Origin of the sequence: Anaerosphaera aminiphila DSM 21120 (assembly GCF_900129925.1) — a bacterium.
GTDB lineage: Bacteria > Bacillota > Clostridia > Tissierellales > Peptoniphilaceae > Anaerosphaera > Anaerosphaera aminiphila.
Genome location: NZ_FQXI01000001.1, coordinates 343,113 through 367,871 on the forward strand (window position 1 = coordinate 343,113; position 24,759 = coordinate 367,871).

At 30.5% G+C, this 24,759-nt stretch carries 22 protein-coding genes; 1 reads left to right on the plus strand and 21 read right to left on the minus strand.

The genetic code is table 11. The annotated features are described in order from the left end of the window. Positions 1-18: 18 nt before the first annotated feature. The 7 genes from BUB47_RS01740 to BUB47_RS01770 all read right to left on the minus strand — a co-directional run bounded on the left by BUB47_RS01740 (position 19) and on the right by BUB47_RS01770 (position 6,633). The gene (locus BUB47_RS01740; protein WP_073183152.1) at positions 19-570 is read right to left on the minus strand and encodes a MaoC family dehydratase; all 552 of its coding nucleotides are present in this window, start codon (positions 568-570) and stop codon (positions 19-21) included. Positions 571-739: 169 nt separating this feature from the next. After that, positions 740-1,399: a GTP pyrophosphokinase gene (locus BUB47_RS01745; protein ID WP_073183154.1), complete on the minus strand. Its 660-nt coding sequence runs from the start codon at positions 1,397-1,399 to the stop codon at positions 740-742. A gap of 232 nt (positions 1,400-1,631) precedes the next feature. Then, positions 1,632-2,153, minus strand: a complete 522-nt coding sequence (locus BUB47_RS01750; protein ID WP_159430528.1) for an FtsX-like permease family protein — start codon at positions 2,151-2,153, stop codon at positions 1,632-1,634. Positions 2,154-2,187: 34 nt separating this feature from the next. Beyond that, positions 2,188-4,146, minus strand: coding sequence for an ABC transporter permease (locus BUB47_RS01755; RefSeq protein ID WP_073183157.1), 1,959 nt, complete (start codon positions 4,144-4,146; stop codon positions 2,188-2,190). Then, positions 4,139-4,819, minus strand: a complete 681-nt coding sequence (locus BUB47_RS01760; protein ID WP_073183159.1) for an ABC transporter ATP-binding protein — start codon at positions 4,817-4,819, stop codon at positions 4,139-4,141. The genes BUB47_RS01755 and BUB47_RS01760 overlap by 8 nt, the downstream gene beginning before the upstream one ends. A 67-nt stretch (positions 4,820-4,886) precedes the next feature. Next, the gene (locus BUB47_RS01765; RefSeq protein WP_159430529.1) at positions 4,887-5,762 is read right to left on the minus strand and encodes a sensor histidine kinase; all 876 of its coding nucleotides are present in this window, start codon (positions 5,760-5,762) and stop codon (positions 4,887-4,889) included. 160 nt (positions 5,763-5,922) lie between these two features. Beyond that, on the minus strand, positions 5,923-6,633 hold the full coding sequence (locus BUB47_RS01770) for a response regulator transcription factor (protein ID WP_073183163.1): 711 nt from the start codon (positions 6,631-6,633) through the stop codon (positions 5,923-5,925). 270 nt (positions 6,634-6,903) lie between these two features. Between BUB47_RS01770 and BUB47_RS01775 the strand changes: the two genes are divergently transcribed. After that, a complete protein-coding gene (locus BUB47_RS01775; protein WP_073183165.1) occupies positions 6,904-8,511 on the plus strand; it encodes a gamma-glutamyltransferase family protein in 1,608 nt (535 codons plus the stop codon). Positions 8,512-8,709: 198 nt separating this feature from the next. Here the strand turns inward: BUB47_RS01775 and BUB47_RS01780 are convergent, their stop codons facing one another. The 14 genes from BUB47_RS01780 to BUB47_RS01840 form a co-directional block, all read right to left on the minus strand. Beyond that, on the minus strand, positions 8,710-9,300 hold the full coding sequence (locus BUB47_RS01780) for a hypothetical protein (protein WP_073183166.1): 591 nt from the start codon (positions 9,298-9,300) through the stop codon (positions 8,710-8,712). A gap of 698 nt (positions 9,301-9,998) precedes the next feature. Beyond that, the gene (locus BUB47_RS01785; RefSeq protein ID WP_073183168.1) at positions 9,999-10,532 is read right to left on the minus strand and encodes a hypothetical protein; all 534 of its coding nucleotides are present in this window, start codon (positions 10,530-10,532) and stop codon (positions 9,999-10,001) included. A gap of 109 nt (positions 10,533-10,641) precedes the next feature. Further along, positions 10,642-11,190, minus strand: a complete 549-nt coding sequence (locus BUB47_RS01790; protein WP_073183170.1) for a hypothetical protein — start codon at positions 11,188-11,190, stop codon at positions 10,642-10,644. A gap of 45 nt (positions 11,191-11,235) precedes the next feature. Further along, entirely contained in the window at positions 11,236-11,604 is a 369-nt protein-coding gene (locus BUB47_RS01795) for a hypothetical protein (protein ID WP_073183172.1), read from the minus strand. 396 nt (positions 11,605-12,000) lie between these two features. Continuing rightward, positions 12,001-13,203, minus strand: a complete 1,203-nt coding sequence (locus BUB47_RS01800) for a hypothetical protein (RefSeq protein WP_143270581.1) — start codon at positions 13,201-13,203, stop codon at positions 12,001-12,003. 28 nt (positions 13,204-13,231) lie between these two features. Then, entirely contained in the window at positions 13,232-14,305 is a 1,074-nt protein-coding gene (locus BUB47_RS01805) for a sensor histidine kinase (RefSeq protein WP_083529024.1), read from the minus strand. Beyond that, entirely contained in the window at positions 14,302-14,976 is a 675-nt protein-coding gene (locus tag BUB47_RS01810) for a response regulator transcription factor (protein WP_073183175.1), read from the minus strand. The genes BUB47_RS01805 and BUB47_RS01810 overlap by 4 nt, the downstream gene beginning before the upstream one ends. A gap of 185 nt (positions 14,977-15,161) precedes the next feature. Then, positions 15,162-15,992, minus strand: a complete 831-nt coding sequence (locus BUB47_RS01815; protein WP_073183177.1) for a MoaF C-terminal domain-containing protein — start codon at positions 15,990-15,992, stop codon at positions 15,162-15,164. A gap of 543 nt (positions 15,993-16,535) precedes the next feature. Next, positions 16,536-17,012 carry a YdeI/OmpD-associated family protein gene (locus tag BUB47_RS01820; protein WP_200779458.1) on the minus strand — a complete coding sequence of 159 codons (477 nt, stop codon included), beginning with the start codon at positions 17,010-17,012 and terminating at the stop codon, positions 16,536-16,538. Between the two features lie 381 nt (positions 17,013-17,393). Then, complete coding sequence (gene add, locus BUB47_RS01825; protein ID WP_073183179.1) at positions 17,394-18,407, minus strand: adenosine deaminase; 1,014 nt, start codon at positions 18,405-18,407, stop codon at positions 17,394-17,396. A gap of 259 nt (positions 18,408-18,666) precedes the next feature. Further along, positions 18,667-19,836 (minus strand): beta propeller repeat protein, encoded by a 1,170-nt coding sequence (locus BUB47_RS01830; protein ID WP_143270582.1) that lies wholly within the window; start codon positions 19,834-19,836, stop codon positions 18,667-18,669. Continuing rightward, positions 19,761-20,192, minus strand: coding sequence for a hypothetical protein (locus BUB47_RS09970; protein WP_083529026.1), 432 nt, complete (start codon positions 20,190-20,192; stop codon positions 19,761-19,763). The genes BUB47_RS01830 and BUB47_RS09970 overlap by 76 nt, the downstream gene beginning before the upstream one ends. A gap of 713 nt (positions 20,193-20,905) precedes the next feature. Then, positions 20,906-22,927: a M13 family metallopeptidase gene (locus BUB47_RS01835; protein ID WP_073183181.1), complete on the minus strand. Its 2,022-nt coding sequence runs from the start codon at positions 22,925-22,927 to the stop codon at positions 20,906-20,908. Positions 22,928-23,555: 628 nt separating this feature from the next. Further along, a complete protein-coding gene (locus BUB47_RS01840) occupies positions 23,556-24,476 on the minus strand; it encodes a DUF4268 domain-containing protein (protein ID WP_073183183.1) in 921 nt (306 codons plus the stop codon). Positions 24,477-24,759: the final 283 nt, after the last annotated feature.

Genomic DNA, 24,759 nt, shown 5'->3' on the forward strand with positions numbered 1-24,759 from the left:
TTACACTGTTTCTATAACTTATAGATTCTTCGGATTTTTTCGAACTAAATATTTTTGAAATCCGTCTAACACTATCTCTCCATCTTGATTGTAAATAGTATGATAAAAAGTTATTACTCCAGTAGTATTTTGTGGTTTTAAATCTACTATTTCTAATTTAGGATATAGAGTATCTCCTAAATATACAGGTTTTAAATTACGCGACGTTGTTTCCAAGGCACCAATTAGCGACTCACCAACTTCTTCAGGCCATATTCCCGCCCCGGGAGCAACTTGTGCTAGAGTTTGCAAACCATGAGCAAATAAATCTCTATGCCCCCTATCTTTACAGTATTTTCTATCGTAGTGTATAGGATGACGATCTCCTGACACAACCATAAATGCAGCAAAAATACCCTCGGTTTGAGTTCTTGATGGCAAATTATATGTATCTCCTATTTCAAAATCTTCAAACCACTTATATTCTGCATAAGTATGATCCGCAAAATTAAAAGGTTTTTCAGTTGCCTTTTTAAAATACTTTTCATAATCATATACTTCATTAACTCTTTTTTCCTCTTTTGAACTCATAATATCCTCCTTTAAATTACTTGCAAATATTAAATCAAATAGTCCTAGCACCATTATATAAAATTATTTTATTCAAATATCTAATTAATATAACACTAACTACTTCCTTTATTTTATCACTTAATAAAAAAAGAAAGGTATTAACCTTTCCTTATTATATATATATTTACTATCCTTGGTGTATTGACTTGTGAATATCCTGCATTTCTTTATCAACAGATGCAATTACCTCTGCACATTTAGTTAATCTTTGAATTACATCTTTTGTCGTATCCGTTGGATCTTTATATCTTAAAGAGTGTTCAAGACTTGCCCAAAAATCCATTGCAATTGTTCTTATCTGTACTTCCACAGGAATTGACTCCACACCTGTAGATAAAAATATTGGAACTGTTATAATTAAATGTAAACTTCTATATCCATTTTCCTTTGGATTTTTTATATAGTCTTTCTTCTTCTCCAGTGTTATGTCAACTTGAGTCGTCAATAAATCCGCTATTGTATAAATATCTTCTATATAATTACATACAACGCGAACTCCCGCAATATCTTTTATTTCGCTCATTGAATCTAAATCTCTAGGTAAATTATATTTCTCCAGTTTTTTCATTATACTGTGTGGACTTTTTAATCTTGTTTCAATATTATGAATAGGATTGTATTCATGTATAGATTTAAACTCATCATCTAGTATTTCCAGCTTTGTTGTGACTTCTTTAATTGCTGCTGTATAGCGTTGTTGATAAGATTTAAATTGCAATATAAGTTCTTCTGAATCTCCTAAAGAACTTTCAATATTTAATAATTTATCATTTCCTTCTGTATTCATAAATTTCTACCTCACTTAATCATTAGAATACATAATATCAAAATAAAATACTTCTTTCAAACAATTAGTGATAAATTAGAATAATCTTAGTATTTTACCTGTTTAATTTATCCACATTCTCTACAATTAAAAATAACTAAATAGATAATCCTTATAATTTATAGTTTTATGTTATTAATAAAATAGACTCTACTAGTTTAATTAAAAATAGTAGAGTCTATTTATTGTATTTTTATCCTGCGTCTGCAATTCTCTCTGTCAAAGTTTTTTTATTGAGAGACCATGTCACTATATAAGAAGTTATAAGGGTTACAACCATCATTATAAAAAACAAAATAGTGCATCCAATCATAAATATCTTACCGTTAAATCCCGTTAATAACAATAGTTGATTCCCTAAAATATCAATTAGAAAATAGGAAATGGGTACGGCTACGATAAAACTTGACAGGCAAAGGACAATTCCATCCTGAGTAATTCTGGCAATCATTTGTTTTTTCGTCATGCCTATGGACTGCATTGTTGCAAATTCCATTTTTCTTGCCATAATGCTGGTTACTAATGTATTTACCACATTGGTCAATCCTATAATTCCAAAAACGATAGATATCAACAACCCACTAATCATCATTTGGTCTTTTTGAGTTTCTTGCTCTATTCTTGTCTTGTATTTGGAACCCATGACAATTTGAGAGTTAAAGGATTCTTGGACTGTCTCTTCAATTTCTTCATACTCATTTTTATCTAATTCCATACTTGTATCTAATTTCACATAAGAGATTAAATCTTTATAATTTGGATAAATTTTTTTTAAAATCTCCATCGGATAGGCTGATGGGTGCTCCTCCAATAATAGACGTATGGAAGGGATTTATAGACTCTACTACTGCCATTATTTTAAATTCTTTCTCCACATAAACATCTCTGCCAGGATCCCATATGGACAACTCTAATACATCTCCAGCCCTAGGCCCATCTTCCAGTAGTTGATTGGACAAATTCGTCCCTTGGTTAAATATAATAGATCCGCCACCATCAAATTCTTCTTCATTTAGTTCTCCATCTAAAACCTTTAAATTGATTGCCTCATCTTTTAATTGATCCGCTGGGACTCCTATCATCTTTAATTTAATTTTTCCATCTTCTATCGCGTAAGGGTTCCCCATCCAAGAAGGCTTTCCTTCTGAAATGCTTTTTTCAGCAAATCTGTTGTATTCCCTTTCAAAAACAGAATTTACTTTTATATATCCTGTTCCCAAGGTAGATGCATAGGGTAAGCCTTTCGTATCTTCCTCTTCCTCTATTTTCTTACCTTGATAAAATAAATGCATTTCTTCTACCGTATCTATGGAAGACAGTTTTTGTAGTAAGTTCTCATCAATGGGTTGATATTTCTCTTCATTATCGTGACTCATTGCATTTTGTTCTATGGTCACATCCGTTGTATTATATCTATCCACCATCTTTTTAACATCATAACCAAAGGTCACTGTAAATAAGGTGAGAAAGATTACGCTACTTAATCCAAAGGAAAAAATAGAAACTATTTTCTTTTTTCTAGTATTTTTGAATTCATACTTACTGGCTTCAATGGGAGATAATTTTTTTACAGTTCGATAGGATTTTAAACTGCTAATCCAAACAGTTATTGCTGAAAATAGAATTGCTCCTACAATTACAGCTATACTTATTCCAGGTTTATAAAACTTTCCAAATATCGTATAATTTAAAATAAATGGAGAAATTTTAAAACCCAGTAGTATTCCTAAGCTTAAACCCAATAGTATTCCGGGAACTGACAACATCAAGACCTGTCTTGATATAATTGTCTTCAATTGCTTTCCGGAAGCTCCAATGGTTTTTAACATTCCAAAAAATTTAATATCATTAATCACTGAAATATAAAAGACATTGTAAATTAGTAAATATCCACAAAACATAATAATTAACAAAATAGGTATCATAATTATATAAATATTAGACACTGTATTTGAATGTCGAAAAATAGTTCCGTTTCCATCTATCCTATCGGATATCTCTGAAAGTGCTCCTTGTTTTTCCATTTCTGAATCTATATTGCTAAATTTTATATAAATCGAGCTGTCTACACTTAACATCTCCGGCATATTTTGGGAGAGAAACCCTTCGGTGATATAAATTTCATCATAGGTATCAGCTAAAATATCAAGGGGAGAGGAATAGATCCCCACAATTGTAGCCGGTACTTCTTTTTCTACTTGCTTTCCATTCTCTAAAATCACAGGCTTTAAAACAAATATTTCCCCAAGTTTTCCACTGCCACCAAGTTTCTTCACCATACTTTTTGAAATTAAAATTTCTCTATCTCCCTTGGGAAGTCTTCCTTCCACTAGGTCAATTTTATTATTTTCATAGTAGGATTTTTCAGGTGCAAGTAGAATTGCTTTCATTCCTATCATTTCTTTATTGTGTAGGCTGCCAAAATTTCCCGGACGTACATAGGAAGCCCATTCTATATTCTTCATTTTAAGAACATCTTCGTATCGCTCTACTTGTGCCTTAACTCCACCATCCGCCATTGGACTTGGACCAACGTCTGTGGATTGATCCAATGCTCTGTAAAAATTAAATCCTGTTGTAAATACAGTAGTTATAAGTAGTGTAGTTAGAGAAATGGCTATAATTGCCATAATATTTCTAAGTTTATGACTGGACATCGTCTTTATGGATAACTCTTTAGACACTTCTTTATTTGTATTTTTAAACATTAGAAGCACCTCCCACAATTTTGCCGTCCTCAATCCTCACAATTCTATCTGCAAGTTGGGCTATGGCATCATTATGGGTTATGACAATTAATGTTTGGTTTAGAGTATAACTTGTCATCTTTAATAGAGAAATTACTTCCTCACTGGTCTTAGAATCTAAGTTTCCTGTGGGTTCATCTGCAAGGACAATCTGTGGCTTTGTTATCAGTGCCCTTGCTATGGCAACACGCTGTTGCTGACCTCCTGAAAGAGTACTAGGTTTATTTTTTAACTTGTCAGCGATTCCCAATAACTCCGTTACTTGTTTTAAATATTCTTCATCTACTTTTGTTCCATCCAGTTTTACCGGAAGGATTATATTTTCCCTCACATTTAATACAGACACTAAATTATAATTTTGAAAGATAAATCCAATATATCTTCGTCTGAAAATAGTGAGTTGTTCCTCTTTCTTCGTTGAAAGATCTTCTCCATTTACAATTACCGTTCCGGAAGTTGGAACATCTAATCCTCCAATCATGTTAAGTAATGTAGTTTTCCCAGAGCCCGACGTTCCAACAATTGCCAAGAACTCTCCAGACTCTACACGCAAATTTACGCCATCTAAGGCCTTTGTTACGATTTCACCTTGTCTATAATACTTTTTTAAATCTATCACTTCTAATACTGACATTTCAATCACCTCTTCCTTTTGTATCTTTATCTTACAAGACAAACCTCATTGAAATGTCGCATAAATATTAAAAATCTCTAAAGCTTTCATGGGGCAGAAAAATAGAAAAAATACTTCCTTCTCCTATCTTGGAGGAAACCTTAATATATCCTCCCTGTTTTGAAATAATATTTCTTGATAGATATAGCCCTATACCAATTCCCTCTATATTGTGCACAGAGTCCTCTCTATAAAATCTTTGAAATATTTTCCCTTGAGATGATTCCACAATTCCCATTCCCGAATCCTCAATATCTATTTTTGTATATTGTTCCCAATCTTCAACGCAGATTGATATTCTAGCATTCTCCGGTGTGTATTTAACCGCATTATCTAAAATATTAAAGATTGCCTCCGCTGTCCACTTTACATCATGGGGAATTAACAAATCCTCTGAGCACTTTACAGTAATATCTAAAGACTTCTTCTTTGCCTCCAAATAAATATTGCCCACTGCCAAAGCAATGGTTTCGTAAATTGAATTCTTTGATTTTTCCAATTTTATAATTCCCGTTTCTAATCTGGATGTCTTTATCAGTGCATGAATTAAAAATTCTATTTTATCTACTTGGCTTTCTATGGTATTTAAATATTCTAACTTTTCTTTTTCATCAAAATCCTCCTCTTTCAAAAAGGATAATACCATTTTCAAATTGGTGGCAGGTGTCTTTAGCTGATGAGAAATATCTGAAATTAAAGATTCTAAATTTAATTTTTCCTCATTAATACTATTCTTTCTCACTTGTAACATTTCATAAAGTCTGCGAAGCTTATACTCAACCTTTGAAAAGAGTGTTTCCTCATCTGAATTAAATTTTAAATTTATTTTATCTTTAGTCATTTCATCAATCGTCTCACAAATTTCATCTACAAAATTTGCATTTATTGTCTTTAAATTTTTCATTAATAACAAACTCCAAAATATGGATAACAGTACTGTCACCACACTAATAGATAGTAAAAGAACCCTTGAAACATTTAGGCAAATTAAGACAAATAAGGGAATTTGTATGAAAAATATCCCAACTAAAAACATAAAATATGATTTTTTTAAGGAAAGACTCTTACTTTTCATTGCTTTCTCCTTCTATAAACATATATCCCATTCCATAGACAGTCTGAATATATTTTTTCTCACCACAGTCAATCTTTCTTCTCAATCGACTGATTGCAGCCGTCAAAGTATGCTCTTCTACAAAATCTTCACTACTTCCCCAAAGTAAATCCATAAGTTTGTTCCTAGTTAGTAATGTATTTTTATTCTTAATAAATATTTTTAATATTTGGAACTCAAAAGGAGATAGTTCCAAGGAATTCCTATCAACTTCTGCACAGAGTCTTGAAAAGTTTACCTTTAAATCTCCATTGTCATATATATCGTCAAGTTTTCCAGAGTGACTTTCCTTTGAAGCAGCTAATAAATTGAATATAGATTTTATTTTCAACAACAATATTTCATTAGAAAATGGTTTCGTAATATATTCCACTGCTCCAGATTGGTATCCTCTAATAATATCCTCTTTTAAATCATTTGCAGTTAAGATTATAATCGGTAGTTCAGCCTTTGTACTTTGAATTACTTTTAGAAAATTGTATCCTGAACCATCAGGTAAATTAATATCTAAAATTATTAAATCTAAATGTTTTGTTGCTAAAAAATTATTTGCTTCCCTTAAAGAATAAGCTTGAAAAACTTTATATCCACTATTCCTAATAATATTCGAGACCATCTTATTCATCAACTCATCATCTTCAACTAGAAGTATATTTTTCATATGACCACTCCTCTCAACTATATGTAAACTATTGCATAGTAAATATTTATATTATTTTTTTATAATAGTCATTAAATTTAATATTATTATACACCATTACAAAATTATATTATTTTCCACGTTTCCGCTATTTAAACAATTAAAACATTAAAAAATACAAAGAAAAAAGATTATTTATGATAAACTTAGTTTAGTATTTATTTGTTGTTTTTAATTATACTATTAGGAATTTTAGTTAACTTTCAATAAAATTATTTTGGAGGTATTATTATGAATTTTGACGCTTTAAAAAATGATTATCCCTCTAGACGTAGCTTAATGTATAGTCGCAAGGGAATGGTTTGTACTTCCCAACCACTAGCAGCACAAGCAGGTTTAGATATGATAAAAAAAGGTGGAAATGCAGTTGATGCAGCGATTGCAACAGCTGTATGCATGACAGTTCTTGAGCCAACTTCAAATGGAATTGGAGGCGATTCCTTTGCATTAATATGGATGAACGGCAAATTACATGGATTAAATTCCAGTGGTGTAGTCCCAAAGTCATTGAATGTTGATGTAATTGAAAACCTTGGATATAAAAAAATACCTGAGAGAGGTTGGATTCCGGTTATGGTTCCGGGAGCTCCTGCTGCATGGGCAGAACTTTCTGAGAAATTTGGTAAATTATCACTTGAAGAAGTATTTGAACCGGCTATCCAATATGCAGAAGAAGGATATCCTGTCAGCCCAATAATATCTAAACTATGGGATAATTCCTATAGTGAATTTAAAAACACTTTAAAAGGAAAAAATTTCGAGCCATGGTTTGAAGCTTTTACAATAAATGGAAGAGCTCCCGCTCCGGGAGAAATATGGAAATCAACTAAACTTGCAGATACATTAAGAAAAATTGCCAAATCAAAATCATCGGAATTTTATAGAGGAGAATTAGCTGATAAAATTGATACTTTTTCTAAAAAGACTGGTGGCTATATAAGAAAATCTGATTTAGAAAATTATTGGTGTGAATGGGTTGACCCAATTCATATAAATTATAGAGGGTATGATGTCTGGGAAATTCCTCCAAATGGAAATGGAATTGTAGCATTGATGGCGTTAAACATACTAAAAGGATTTGAATTTACTAAAAGAGATACTGCTGACACAATTCATAAACAGTTAGAAGCTATGAAGTTGGCGTTTACTGATGGAAAAAGATACATATCTGATATAAAATCTATGAAAGTAACTACAGAGCAACTTCTGTCAGACAAATATGCAGCAGAACGTAGAAATTTAATAAGTGATACTGCCCTACTTCCCAAGGCAGGCAATCCGCAATGTGGTGATACAGTATATCTATGTACTGCTGATGGAGAGGGAAATATGGTTTCATTTATTCAAAGTAACTATATGGGATTTGGATCGGGCATTGTTATACCTGAAACTGGAATTAGCTTGCAAAATAGAGGGTATGGTTTTACTCTTGATAAAAATATGGAAAATTTTTTAGAACCCGGTAAAAAAGCTTTTCATACAATAATCCCTGGATTTCTATCTAAGGATAATGAAGCTATTGGCCCCTTTGGTGTAATGGGTGGTTTTATGCAGCCTCAGGGACATGTTCAAGTAATTACAAACACAATAGATTTTCATATGAATCCTCAAGAAGCACTAGATGCTCCTAGATGGCAGTGGATAGGCGAAAAAAATATCCAAGTTGAACAACATTTTTCACGTGCCTTAATAGAAGATTTAATAAATAGAGGTCATAATATAAGTGTACTTCCTGAATCTCTTACATTTGGAAGAGGTCAAATCATTTGGCGCAATCATGAAGGAGTCCTTGCAGGAGCAACAGAACCAAGAGCTGACGGAGTAGTTGCCACTTGGTAGATATTTAACTTGGTAGATATTTAACTCGCTCATTATATCTGATTAATTAAAAAAACAGTAAATTTTAAATACCTCTTAAATAAAATAAGAATAGTAAATTAACTTTTAAAGTTTTTACTATTCTTGCTTTCCATATATTATTTGTAATCTTTTTACCTATGTTACAAACTAAATAATATTTATTTAGAGCCATAATTTTTAGGCAATTAACAGCTTTGAATATCTAGGTTGAATTACAAGTTGACTTAAATACCCAGAAAAACACAAGTCCAGATCTTTCATTTTTGTAAAGTCATCTGGTAAATATAAAGCACTGTGTTTAGACAGTCGCACAGCTTTCATTTGATCTAGTATTTCCGATACAAACTGTGAACAAAAATATCTATTTTTCATTGGATAGACAATTCGTAAAAGACACAGTATTACACCTAACAAATTGTATTTAAATTTATAGGACTGCTTTTCATGGTCATCTAAGGTAGCTTTTGTTATCCTATATACTTCATCTGATACTTCTATGCTATATAAAGCACAGGGAACTTCCTTTTTATTGAAGGTGGGGTATTGTCTTGGCAGCTCTTTTCTAAATCCCTTAGTAACATAACTATAAAAAGTATCATTGGAATCGCTTATGCCTATAGAAACATGGTTGTATTTACTCCTAGATATACACTGAAATACCTTTGAAAATGTATCAGGATAGCGCATTAAGAGAATATATATATAGCGTTTATTATCTGTTCTCTGCTGTTCTAATTTATCAGCGGTATTTAAATAAGTACAAATCATATTATATACGACACCTCCATTATTAATAATTTTTTATAAACTATTTTAATCATATATTACTTCTCTCAATAAGTAAATTCATAAATCTGTTTTTTTATATAAAATTTTTTTTACAATTCACTTTTATATGCCTTTTCAAATATTACTATAAAACCACTTAAATATACAAAAATTCCGTTGAATTTAATTTTACTAGGGTGATTTATTTTTATTGCATTTCTATTATACCATCTTCAGTATTTTTTACTTACTAAATATTAATATAGTTTTATTTTAATAATATTTTTAAATTGTTGAAATAAATCATTTTTCTAACACATACCTATGACAACGCATAAGTTCTTTAATAGTTACATATATTTATCTATTTTTTTCTTTTCGTACTAATTCCTATAATAATTACTACAACAACAATTATTGCAATTACAACTATTGTTTTCATATTCTCACCTCTTCTTTAAATAAATATAGATTTATATTTATTTATTTTTCTTTTTGATAATACCTAAACCAACTACTCCTACTGCTATTACTGCAACTACAACTACTGGATTCATGTTTTTACTCCTCTCTAAATTTTAATACTAACTACGCTCTGCTCTCTATACATTTAACATTCGCTATTTTAGCAACTGTCAACACTGTAACGATTAAAATACCTATCATAAATTTTTTATTCATAGTACTTTCCCCCAAATTTAATTTTCTAACAGACGATTTGCTCTTTCACACACTTCATAAATTTCATCGTACTTATTATCTATTAATGGTGTAACTTCAGCAGTTTTTTTTGCATAAGTAGACTTATATAAAAAATATGGTAAAATCCACCCCATAAATCCGGGTATTGCCAAAATAATACAGAGAATTATATTTGAAGCAATTACTGCAAAGGTTGAACCCGCCATAAAAGCAGTCCCAATTAATCCAACTACTAATGCCACTATAGATGCATTTGTTGCTTTTGTCCTTTCCATGCTGCTAACCTCATTTACACAGGTGTCAAACTGTCTTTGCAATCGTGTAAGTTCCATTTTGTTTAAAATTTTTCTATCTCTTTTAAATTTTAACGTAATATTGTTAAGACCTCCATGTGGTGTTGACGTTTTATCCAGCATCCATCCAAAATTTTTATATCCATCTACATATACAGACTCCATATCACGGTCTACTGTGATATCTCTATATTCATATCCGACAAAAGTTCCATTACTAGAAATTGTCTCATTCAATACCTTCACTCTCCTCTTGTATTTGCCATTATTTATAGACACTAAAATTCAATTGTCTTGGTCTTGATCTTCATTTATATGCTTATACATAAAACTATATCTTTCATCTTTAATTTAATATTCTATAAGCTTTTTCACAAGCTCCATATGCAATTTGAAATTGTTCATCTATCACAGTTGATGTCTGATTCGATTGTTTTTCTCCCACTTTAAAATATGCAAAAAAACCAATTGCACAAGAAACCACACCTAAGGCTATAAATAATATGCTAAAAATTGGATTTCCCACTACGAAATTATATATTCCAATAGCAAGTAAAGCTGTTCCAAGTATTCCCGTTCCCAATGTCGCTCCCATAGTGTATGCTCTATTTCTACGTTCTATTTTATTCATTGCAGAGAGTGCCTCTTCACATTTATGCTCTAGTCTATTTAACTCTAATTTATTGTTAATTTGATGGTCGCGTTTGAATTTTAAGGATACCATATTAATTGAATCTAAATTATTAACTTGGTTTTCAGTTGTAAAATTATCCATTGTCTGTTCCTCAACTAATATCCAGCCAAAGTTTTTTAAGCAGTCTTTATACATTGATGCAGTGTCAAAATTAACAGTTATATTTTTGTATTCATATAAAACAAATTTATTATGTTCCATTATCAATTTCCTTTCCTGTTTAACCTATTACACTTTGAAATTTTCCTATTTAATTCCTTTAATAAGTGGAATAAGCATGAGTAAGCCTATAATGCCTATAACTCCAAGTATTATTCCCAATACTAAGTTATTCCACACCATTATTAAAGACATGCCTATACCCAGCATAAGTGCGCCAACTATACCTAACAATGTACTAAATATCACTTTCCCCGACATGTGGATAGGAGCTTTATTTTCCATTTTTCGCCATATTCCCAATGTGATTAGAAGAATTATAATTCCAACAACTCCCATTACTACACCCGGCTTAAATGCATTCCACTCCGGGAGTAGACACATACACATTCCAATTGCAGTAAATATTCCACCAATAGTACCTAAAATCATTGCTACAAAATTACTTTTTTTCATTTTTTTTACCTCTTTCTATTTCTCTTAGTTTGTACTCTTACTTTAACCTCTTATTGTATGAATTTTATTTGTGAATTGTTTGATATTTATTAATAAAAAACTTCTATAGTCATTACTATAAAAATATTCTTTTAATTTTTAATCCACTTTCTATAAATCTTTAATTTATATTCTTATTTGAACATTTTTTTATATATCCTATGAAAATTATTAATATAAGAGCATTTTTCAACATCTTTGCTTTAAGATTATCTTTTCCCATTTTTACCTCTTTTCTATTTAATTTGTACTCTTATTTTAACCACCTATTGTATGAACTTTGTTTGTGAATTGTTTAAAAATTATTAATAAAAAAACAGCCCATAAACGGACTGCTTAAATAGTACTATTTAAAAATTATTCTTCGCAAATTGATACTTTCTCATATTTAAAACTATCTACTACTAAGTATAAACCCACTAGAGCGGCTAATCCTCCAAATACTACTCCTGCCAACGCATTACTAAAACTGTTATCTCCTTCTGAGCTAAAGGACATAATTGCAGTTTGTGTAAGTACAAAGCAAAGTAGAGTAGATGAAAGCCCAATTGCCCGCAATGCCTTAGCTTCTACAGCCTTACTTTTATAAACTCGAAGAGCTTCCCTAATATTAATTCCGAACTCTACAAATGTATAAAGTGCAATAATAAGTGCAACGTTCATATTATATACTCCAGACTTACCGCCAAAAAATAAACGTGTAGAATATAAAACATAGCATATACTGGCAGCTGATATAATAATACCTACAATGCGGTAACTTAAAATTTGCTTTCCCTTTTCTTGCGTATGCATCTTTATAGCTATATATCTTGCAATTCCCATTCCTGCACTATAAAGTGCATTAACAAACATAAAAAAAGACAGCGACATAATACTAAGAACCATTTTTCCCACAACGAGAAATACATCTTTTAGTATTGAAACTCTTGTAAAGGCAAGCTTTTTATCTTTTATTATAAGATAAACTAATTTAATACTATCTTTTGTACTTCTATAGTCACATAGGGAAACCATAATAATATTAATGGAGAATAAAATTGACAATGCGCCAAAAACTACTGTTGATAACATTCCTAAAGTATTGCCTTCAGGACTAGTATTGTGCAGTAGTGTCGTAACAATTATTGACATAGGCACAGATAAGGAAGCTGCAACAGCAAATTTATAAAACTTTCCTGCTACTGTTTTATTTTTCCACCCTCCAAATATTTGTCCAAGCTGCAATGCGCTTAATATTCCAGAAAATGCAATAATTACATAGTTTTTAGAAGATGACATTGAAAGGAAATCAAAAAAATATAAAACCCCACTTGCTACCAAACTTAATGGTGGAATCAATAGCAAAAATCCAATGGACCTGCATTGAATTTTCTGAATATCTTCATCTTCATTTATAATAAATTTCACCTTAAGTTGCAGAGCCAAAAATACTGCTAAACATATGCTACAAGCCATTACAAAACTTGAATTGTTGAGATAAGATAAAATAGTTATCATAACTGTTAAGAGCATATTGATGATATAAAATATTTTATTATTTAATATAGATGTCATCACCGTGTCCTCCAATGTAAATCATTTATCTTCAACGTTTAACAGGTATTGTAACAGTAAATTTACTACCCTTACCTACTTCACTTGTAACCGTCAAGCTACCTTCAAGTTTTTCTACAATCCTATATGCCAGTGCAAGGCCAAGTCCATTTCCTTCTCCTGAGTGAGAAGTATCAGCTTGATAAAATTTATCAAAAATTCGTTTTATTGTTTCACTGTTCATACCACAGCCTGTATCTGAAACAGACACAGTTATACTGTTATCTCCTGAAATTTGACTAAGTGAAATTTTCCCACCTACTTCTGTATATTTAATTGCGTTAGACAGAAGATTATTCCACACAATTTCAAGCATTTCTCTGTCAGCTTTTATTATTGCACAGTCTTCTATATCAGCCTCAAAATCTATGTTCTTTTCTTCTAACAGGCTTTCAAATCCAAGTACGCAATCTGAAAGTTGACGACAGAGATCATATGACTCAACAGCCGATACTATTTCTTGACTGTCTAATTTATTTAGTCTTAGAATATTACTCACAAGAGATGTCAAATTGTCTGTAGCTTTAACTATAGTATCCATATACTGCACTTGTGTATCTACTGGTGAATCTCCTTTTCTTAATAAACTTGTATAATTTTTTATAATAGCTAATGGTGTCCTTATTTCATGAGATACATTGGAAACAAAGTCATTTTTCAGAGTTTCAATACTCCCAAGTTCTTGAACCATTGCATTAAAATCTATAAACATTACATCTATAAAATCATATTCATCTGGAGTGTGTACTGGTTCAACAAATACAGAAAAGTCCCCTCCGGCTACTTTTTTTGCAGCACTACTTAGTTTTCTCATTGGAATATCGTAAACATGTGTTATTTGAGATCTGGTTATTAAAATAAATATAAGTGCAATTATAGCCCAATAAGTCATAATAATTGTAACTTGTATATATGAATTTAAATTGTTAAATATTGGAGAAACGATTATTCCCATTTGAACGCCAACAAGCAAAAGCATAACAATATAAATTATTGCAAATCTCTGCCAACTAAGCATTTTCTTTTTAACTCTACTATCTACTTCATAATCTTTCTCTCTTATCATGACAATAATACCACCTTATAACCAAGCCCTCGCACAGTGACAATTTCAAATCCATCACAATCCGAAAGTTTTTCTCTTAATTTATTTATATATACATCTACAGCTCGAAGATTAGTATCACTTTCTAATCCCCAAAATTCATCCATAAGCTGAGAACGTGAAAAGGCCTTCTTTGGATATGAGAGCAATTTAAAGAGGATATTAAATTCACGAAGTGTTATTGGTATTTCTTCTCCATTAATAGAAGCTGATAAATCGTCAGCATCAAGTATTAAATTGCCAACTATCATCTTTTTTTCATCCAGTATATTTGACCTTCGAAGCAGTGCCGCAACACGAAGTACAAGTTCATCTAAATCTACAGGTTTTACCATATAATCATCAATGCCTGCACGAAATCCCTTTTGCTTTGAAGTAATATCATCACGAGCCGTCATAAATAAAATTGGTATTGTAGCATTTAGTGAACGTACTGTTTCAGCGAATTCAAAACCGTCAATTTCAGGCATCATAATATCAGATATAATCAAATCATATAAATTTCCATACATTAAATCATAGGCTTCATTTGGGTTGAAACATCCCTTAGCCATATAGCCATTATTCTCAAGATAAGTACACACAATTTCATTTAACTTTACATCATCTTCTACTACTAATATATTTATCATAATCAAACCTCCATATTCTCGCTTAAATACAGTATATCAGACTATTGTTTGAAAATTGTTAAAATAATCTTGAAACTAAATAATAAAATAAAAAAACAGATGGATTAGAAAACAACCCATCTGTTAACAAATATATTTTAAAAGAAGACTATAATATAACCCATAATTAACAACTATTAATTTAATTATAGTTTAGTAACATCTAAGCCTTCAATCTTTTTAATTTTTGCTCCTGAAGGAACATTAAGGATTTTTCCTCTATAGTCTTTTCCTTCATAACTAGCCATAGAGCCAGTAGATTGATTTGCATTAAAATCTAAAATAATCGTTGAAATAACATGTAGAATTTTTTCAATCCATATAATTACATAAAGATTATCTGCGATTTTTAAGAATTTAACATAGTCAGTATCACCTAACCCAGCCTCATTACCCGAATAGCAATACCATGTAAATAAATCTACATCATAATAAGTATGAACGTAGGCATCTTTATTACTGTATGTGTATGTTGCGTTCTTACCAGCTAATTCATTTGTAAATGGAAATGTTTCAGTTTTCCCATTTTCATAATGGCCATCAACGGCAGCATTGTGAAAGTAAACGCTTGAAGCATATGCAGGCAAGTCATTCATTACACGCTTAAATATTGGTAAAGTATCCGTTTCATCATTTGGAAATAATCCGAAAATTACAGTAGCAATTTTTTTATTCATATCTAAAATAATAGTCAAAAGAATTTTTTCTTTATGAACATAACTTAAATAAAATATATTTTCTCTTGGTTCAGTTGCAATATATGCTGATTTTCCTGTAACTCCATTATCTTCTCCACCAATAACTGTATATTCTAAATTTTCATCATCAATAAAAGTAAACTTTAGTTCGTTTCCATCATCCAAAAACACACTTAGATCTTTCTTTTTTGAAAAATACGAAGTTTGAGGCAAGTTGTATTCGCTGAAACCATCAGCCATTTCAGTTAGGGTAATATAATTATCATTTTTCTTACTCATCAAAATTCCTCCTTTTTATATTAAAATATTAGCAACCTTTTACTTTAGTATGATATAGAAGTAATAATTAGTCAAGCCCAGAATCTTGTGTATTTAGGAGAAAAATTTTATTTAATATTTTAACAAAAGTACATGGAAATAGTAGTTCTATTTTTACTATTTAAGATAGAATTTTTCATTAGAAATTGGCCATACTATTAAAATTGAAAATGAAAATCTTGAAACTTCCCATATGCTAAAGTAGAATCCTTTTAGTGACGACGATAGTATAAATGGTAAAATCACACTTATTGCCTATAGCAAAACATTTAAACGTGTGACAGGTATATCTGACTACTCTTTTATTATGATATATAAGATACTGAAAGATATTACTGAAGACAATGCAAGAGCTATTAGATGATAATTGTACTTTCCATTAATATAGTCATAATTACCACCTACTTTTTATAGTTTAATAATCTCCCGTCATCATGCCATTCTCCGTACATAGTATTTTTTTTAGTGTTTTCTAAAAACTTGTTCAATCTTTTTTCGAATAAATCATTTTGATTTTTTTTTAATTTGTATAGTATCTAAACGAACTTTCTTATAAATATCCGGAAAATTTTTAAAATTTTCATAGATCTCCTCATCCTCCTTAATTTTCTTTAAAATATAAGGATCGATCTTAAAACCATTATCCGACATGTCAGGTAAATATTTCCTCCCACAATCCGTCATTTTATTTAGATACTCAAGTCTCCTCACTCTCTCTTTATTTAATTCAGACCATTGACTTTTTTTCTGCCTTGGAGATAGTCTCTGAGCCAATTGTGTTTCAGATACTTTTTTAATTGTACTGTCTATCCAACCAAAACACATTGCTTCTTCAACTGCATCTAAATAATAAATTGTTTTTTCTAGTTTTTGACCTCTAGTGGTTAAAACCCAACAATGGTCAACTATTTCACAATTTTTCTCTAACCAGTTTCTTAATCCTTTTCTTGTACTTACCTGTAATATATAATCTATCTCCATTATATGCTCCTTCATAAACTAAAAAGTCCTATAAACTACTTTTTATTATTGCACTTGACTTTACAACTTGGAAATTTATGCGAGAATTAAAACAATAACAATTAAAAGCTCTTGAAGGCTACATAATTGTTATTTTCTTATATATAATATTAATACTTTTTTATGATGCTCTCAATATTAATATTACTCATATTCCTTATTCTTACTATATTTTAAATGTATAGCGTGTAAGGAGAATTTAAAGTAACTAAAACGTAAAAATAAAAGGAACATATATATTTAAAATGCTCCTTCTATTTTTATATTAATTTTTTAATTTCGGCTTTATTCTCTTACTGTTAAGAATATACCTTACATTATTTTTATTTTAAAATGAATCAACTACAAATTTTCAACATAAGCATCAATTTGATCAATATATTCATTTTTCTTTTCTGCTGGTATCCAAGCTATTTCAAATGAGTTTTTAGCCAGTTGAATAATATCTTTTTTTTCTAAATTATATTTAGTTGCAAGAACATACATATCATCAGAAATATAACTTTGGAAATAAGCAGGATCATCTGAATTAACAGTGACTTTTAACCCCTTGTGTAGCAATTCCAAAATTTCTTTTCCTTTCATATCTTCTGTTACAAAACTGTTGGAAACAGGACAGCAAGTAAATCCAATTCCATTTTCTTTTGCATATTCAACTAGTTTTGCATCCTCTAGTATATTCGTTCCATGATCGATTCGTTGTACACCAATTTCTAATAGTGCTTGACGGATATGTTCAATAGAGTTTTCTTGATCAATGTCGCAATGCATAGTTATATTGAAGCCATCTTCCTTTGCTCGAGCAAAAACATCTGCAAATTTTTTAGGAGGATTTTTTCTTTCGTCAGAGTCCAGACCAATTCCTATAATTTTATCTCCATATGGCAACATTTGTTCATAGGTTTCAATTGCAGATTCTTGAGACATATCCCTTAAGAAGCACATAATAAGATGTGATTCAACTCCTAGAGCAACGCCATCTTTTGCTGCACGGTAATAACCATTAATGACATCTGCAAATGGTACTCCTCTTGAAGTGTGAGCTTGGGGATCAAAAAATAACTCAGCATATTTTACATTATTATCTTTTGCTTTTTTCAAATAGTCCATTGCCAATAGATAAAAATCTTCTTCTTTTTGTAGAACTTCCATTGCGGGATAGTACACTCCCAAAAAAGATGTCAAGGAATCAAATTCATAAGACTGTCTTACTTCTTCAATGGTTTTTTGTCCAATATCAATCCCATTTTTTTTAGCAAGTTCCAATTTTAACTCCGGCTCCAAAGTTCCTTCTAAGTGTACGTGTAGTTCCGCTTTGGGAATTCCAACAATAAATTCTTTTGTTACGTTAGACATTTTATTACCTCCTAATAATTGTTACGAATATTCTACTTTTAGTATATCTTGTGGGTAAGGGAAATACAATAAATCTTAAAACAATATAGTCTCTGTATCTAAATAATGTAATTTGCAAATGAATTCACTGAACAATTTAATTATGAAGTTGCGTTGGTCAAAAAATACTTTTAAAAATATAGAGTGTTGGAAAAAACTGCAATGATTTTCGTATCGTTGCAGTTTTCTAAAGTTATTTTTAAATTATCTGTCCTTAAGGCTACTCTTTGAATTTCCAATTTGCGCCTCTATCTTGAGATTCAAATATGATTCCTTCTTTCTCTACTGAATTGCTCTTCACTTTTACTGTCAATATTTCATTTTCATATTCCGGCATAGAAATATATTTATAATCATCTATTGAAAGACCATATTCTTTTGCACTTTTTGGTAAACTAGTCACGGTATTCATAGGTAGGATTATTTCTGTAAAACTTATTCCACCGTCTCTGGTTACAAAAATCTCGGAATAGTCACCTGATGCACCAGCAATTCCGATGTATCCATATGACTCATCAAAGAATTCTATTCCTTCTGCAACTCCTCCTTTTCCTGAAAAAGGATGTTCATTTTTTATTTCCCAGGAAACGCCACCATTTTCTGTGTATTTTAACTCATAAAATCTAGAGCCAAGTGCTGAATCTACTACCTCAAGTTTCCATCCAATGGTATTATTATCTTCTAAGAAAAAATAAACAGTTCCATTATTTTTATCTATAGTCCAACCTTTTGTCGTTTTTGCTTTTTTCTCTTGCTCACTTAAATTTTGTTCAATTACTACTTCTTGAGATATGTATTCAGGTTCTATTATATATCTCATGGGCACAGTTTTATCTTCAAATGGAACATGTAAAGATACTTCATAGCCACTAATTAAGCCGCCACTTGATAATTTATTTATATTTGAAGAATCTCCAACAATTCTATCTCCATCAACATCTCCTGGAATAAAGACAAGTCCTTCTTGCGTATTAAAGTTTCTTTTCCCAGAGTATACAATCTCATATACCTCAGTGTCCAAATTACTAGACCATTCAGTAACTTGTTTTTTAAGGTCCACTTGTTGCAAAATAGCAAGCATTGGGTCAAGCGCTTTATCTTCATTATAATCTGCATTTGCCTCCCCATCAGTCCATACATTAATAACTTCCTCATTTTGAGTGACGTCATAATTTATAAGATAAGTTTGCTTTTTACCTTTTCTACTATCTCCATATAAGAAAGCGTTGATTTCTTTTATATCTCCATTTTTATAAAATTGAACTGCAAAATCACCTGTAATATATAATTTATCAGGCATATTTAATTTTTCATTTAATTCTGCAAGTACACCTTCCAAGCCATCTTCATATATATTATGGTGAGTAAATGAAATCTTTTTTTCCGGCAAAACTCATCTAGTTTCCAAGACAGTGCACCATTATAAGGAATTGCAGAATAAACTATCTTTCCTCCAAAAAATAGGGTTATCGAAATAAATCCAATGAGCGTAAGCAAAGAAAAGTAGCGATTGGAAGAATGTTTTTCATTGTTTTTTAAAAGATTAAACCTTAAGAAAATCCATATAACTAATCCAACTAAAAGAATGCATAATGCAGGAACAATCCTAATTAAGTGACTATAAAGCCCTCCATATTGACACAGTTCCCATACCTGATATATAAAAAAGACATAAATTACTAACAGAACAACAACCAAAATATTCTTAATTTGTTTTTTTCTCAAAACTGATTTATTTTCATCCATATCTTTCTAACCCCCTCTTCACTTAAAAATAACTTATAATTTTCTAACTTTCTAATTTTTCTAAACCTTTGTCGGATTTATTTAAGTTTTGTAACTAGTTTTATAATCATTGTGAGTAATTGAAATATTAACTATTTTCAATTTATATTATACACCCATCTACATTATTAATACATTTATGCCACTATGATGTAATATAAAATATTAATGTACTTATTTATTTCTATAATTTCATTACATGAATTTAAACGTGAAAAATATTATCTACTTAAATTATAATTTTTGTACTCAAAATGAAGGTAAAAGAAAAAATAAACCCTGTAGCTCTATATAAAAAGCTTACAGGATTTATTTTATTTATTCCCACTTAATGGCAAAGACTATCAGCACACTTTTGATAATTTTTTTGTGTATTACCTCTTTAACACCATCTAACTTGGAAAACAACCAAGAGCCCTACAAACATTTAATTTACAATATTTATAGGGCTCTTTATATTATTTGCATTTTTTAACTTCAACGAATTTTTTGTTATCAAAATGCTATCAACATCTCTATCTATTCAATATCTCTATAAAAATCAATTAACACCTTCTCATTATTATGTTATGGTTATAAAATGAGTAGGTGGTTCTGAGTCCACACTCCCAAATAATATCGCGTATTTCAGTGCAAATTTAAGTAAATTAGAAACTATGCAATACTATACCGTATTACCAAATTCTAAGTCTTTCGGATTTTGAACGATACATTGCGTCTCCTTCTTTTACGTTAAACACTTCATAAAATTCATCGAAGTTAGGCAACATATTGTTCACTCTCAACATACTAGGAGAATGGCTATCCATAAGAGCAGCTTCCTTTCCTATATCACCACTAACTTCTTTCCAAGTTTCTGCAAATGAAGTGAAGAACTCTTCAAGGTTTCCGTCAGGTAATTTCTTCACAGCGTCAATCGCCACACCTATTCCACCTAAATCTGCAATGTTTTCTGAAAGTGTCTTTTCTCCATCAATAGTTCCATCGGCATATTCTAAACCATCAAACTGCTTCACCATTTTTTGTGATAATTCGGAAAATTTGTCATAGTCTTCTGTTGTCCACCAGTCAGATACATTTCCAAATTCGTCAAATTTAGCACCATAGTCATCAAATATATGAGAAATTTCATGACCGATTATTACACCTAGAGCACCATAGTTTTGACTTTTAGTCCTAGTAGAATCATACATAGGCGGTTGAATTATGCCGGCAGGTATTGTAATTGAATTTGAACCTGCCGCTGCAAAGGCATTTACAGTTTTAGGACTTGCATGCCATGTATCTCTAGGAGTTGTTTTTCCAAATTCCACCCAATGATTTTCAAGGGCAATTTTTTCCATTTCTATTACATTAGAGAGCACAGAACCTCCTTGTTCAAATGTCTTAATAGAATAATTATCGTATTTGTCTACGTAATTATCCGGATATCCAACTAAAACTTCCATATTATCCAATTTCAAAATGGCTTTTTCTTTAGTGTTTTCCGAAAGCCAATCTATAGTTTTTATTCTATCTCTATATATACTTATGAGCTCTTGAGTCATATTTTCTACATCCGCTTTCGATTTATCGTCTAAATATGTCTCTCCATAATATTGACCTAGTGCATCACTATATAGAATCGATATTAAGAAGTAATTCAGATCGATATCTATGGTTGTAGCTCCAACTGCACCAACGTGAATTTTAAAATTATCAATTTTAGCTTGAGTTTCAGGCGATACATAAGACATGTTAGCCCTTATAAATTGTGATTTCATCCAATTTTTAATCAATGGAAGATTTTCATCCTTATATATCTCTGAAATGTGTTTAAAATATTCAGCATCCAGTACGTTGATATCCTCTGGAATCACACCAGTCAAACTTTTTATGATAGAAGCGAAATCCACGTCTTCTAGGCTATTGTCAAATTCAGCAAACGAACTTGGTTTGTACAGAGCTGTAGAGTCATTCTCTAAATCAGCTGCTGTCTCGCCCTCTACTTCATATGGAATAATGAGTTTATCAAATGCTATTGTGTCATCCAAAATTTTTTCTATCTGATCTTCAGAATAACCTGTAGAAACAAATAGTTTTTTTGTCAAATCCTTGTATTCCTTTATATTATCCTCATCTTCATAGCTAGAAGCATCCGCTAATGATGTTGAAGGTGGTAAAACATAAAGCGAGTTTTTCTTGAAATCTTTAACATCACCATAGTAATCAATGTTTATCGGCATAGAATATCCTTTTAAAAATAAAGACTTGTAGTTTTTAAATAAGTCTGAAATAGAATCAATGTCATCTATTTCTTTGAAGTAATTTGTATAAGACTTATTTCCCTCTGCATTACGTGCATCATAATCTTGTAACATAGTATAGAGCTTTGCAGGCTCTTTTAAATATGGGGAAGCGGCACTTGAATCAGCTACAGTTTTTTCCAGATCACTCTTAAGCAAAGAGTCTACATTTTTCATCATATCTGCTATTGGACTGGTTATGAGCTCGTCTCCAACTAGAACGGTTTTTTGTATCCAATCATAATTGACTGCATTGTAAAAGTCATCTTGTAGACGTGGTGCTTTGCTTGCAGTTGCCTCCGTCTTTTTATTGGAATCATCTCCCTTAGGTACTGCCGTGCAACTTGTTTGCAATAATACTATCCCCATGAGCATTATTGCCATGATGAGCGAAAGTCTTTTGTTTTTCATGAAATCTCCTCCTATTGTAATACATTTGTTGTAATATATTTGTACATCTTAAAATTTTAGAAGTAGTTCTGAGTACAATCTCTAAAATAATATGTCATAATCACATATAATATTACCATATTTAGAATAAAAATCTAGAGAAAATTGACGGTAAACTTTGTTTACGATTATATGAATTAAAAAGCATTACATACCTTTTACTCTTGGATATGTTCAATGAATGAGAAAATAAATTAGAAAAGTTAGAAAATAATAAAATTACTAAAGAAGAGTATAATAATTGGCATTACAATCATACTAATCATAAAACGGCTAAAAATAATTTATTAGAAGAAAGAAATTCCAAAAAAACAAGTAAATCAATAAATTTATTATCCTTTCGAATAAAAATGTTATCAAAACAAATAAAAAAGCCATATAAGCATTGAAACTTCAAAACTTGTATGGCTCTTGGTATTATTCCCACTCGGCAAATTCTTTTAAGTATTAAACGTATTTGTTTAGTTTTTGATTTTCATTTACATCAAATCTCTTTATATTATTTATATTTTTTAACTTCAATGAATTTTTTGTTATCAAAAATGTTATCATTTTTTATGCTTCCTGTTCTGCCCGTATAAAGAATCTTTCAAATATACTCCTTAAAAACCTTTCTAACAATAACTACTTTATCTATAATCTCCTTCATGAGTTCTAAATAGTTACTATGGTCATTAAAATTTAAACCACCAATGTAATAAATGATTCTAGAAGCCTTCTTATTATCTAATCTTTGCCATTCCATAGAAAATCCTAATTTTTGTTCAATTTCCTCTCTATTTAATTCCAAACTATCAAATAAATCCTTATTATTATCAATATATATTTCTACACCAATATTACTAGATTTATTTACTAAAGTAATACTTATGTGAGCTTCACTTGTTCCTAAAGCCACATCATACCAATGGTCTGTACTTGCCTTACGAATATTAAATGGTTTACCAGATTCAGAAACTATTTCATTAAATTCTGTCCAAAAAGTAATTCTTTCTGATTGTGACTTATTTAAATCTCCATCGCTACTACTTTTTACACTTTTTATAAAATCATTAGGCTTTTCAATAACTTCAAATTTAGGGGCAGGTAAAGAGTCTCCAATTTGATACGCGTGTATTTCTATTAAAAAGAAAGAAATTTCCTTTACTATATTATTATTTAGCCACTCAACAGCACTTTTATGTTCTTCCCTTGCCTCTTTTACAATCCAAACAACAACATTCGCATCAAGTCCTGAAGCATAAGTAATAATTTTTCCTAAATGATCATGATTTGTAGGTTCTAATTGATTTTCTATAATCACTCTAATCCCTGTAGTCTCATCAATAGCTACTAAATCACAACGATAGGAACCAACAAAAACTTCTTTGTCTATATCAACTAATGTCAATCCAATAACTTCATTCAATAGTTCTATGTTCTCATCTCTAGAGAGCCATGTTGAAAAATCATATTGTTCATGAATCCATAAATCTCTAATATTCACTTCTCGTAATCTATCTAACTTCATTTATTTATCATCCTTTGTAAGCTATTGTGTTAATTTATATTTTTTCTCTTGAATTATTCAAAAACTAATAGTCCAACTTTTTCACTTCAAATATATCTCATCATCAAAATCTATTCCTACTTCAATTAATAATTCAGCAAACTCACTTTCAAAAATTACTTTAATACTATTATTATCGGCAAATTTTTTATCTTTTCACTTACTTTAGCAATTGCACTAAACCATTTAATTGGTATTAATCCAAGATATTTTTCATCCTCTTTCATATGCATATTCTATCAAT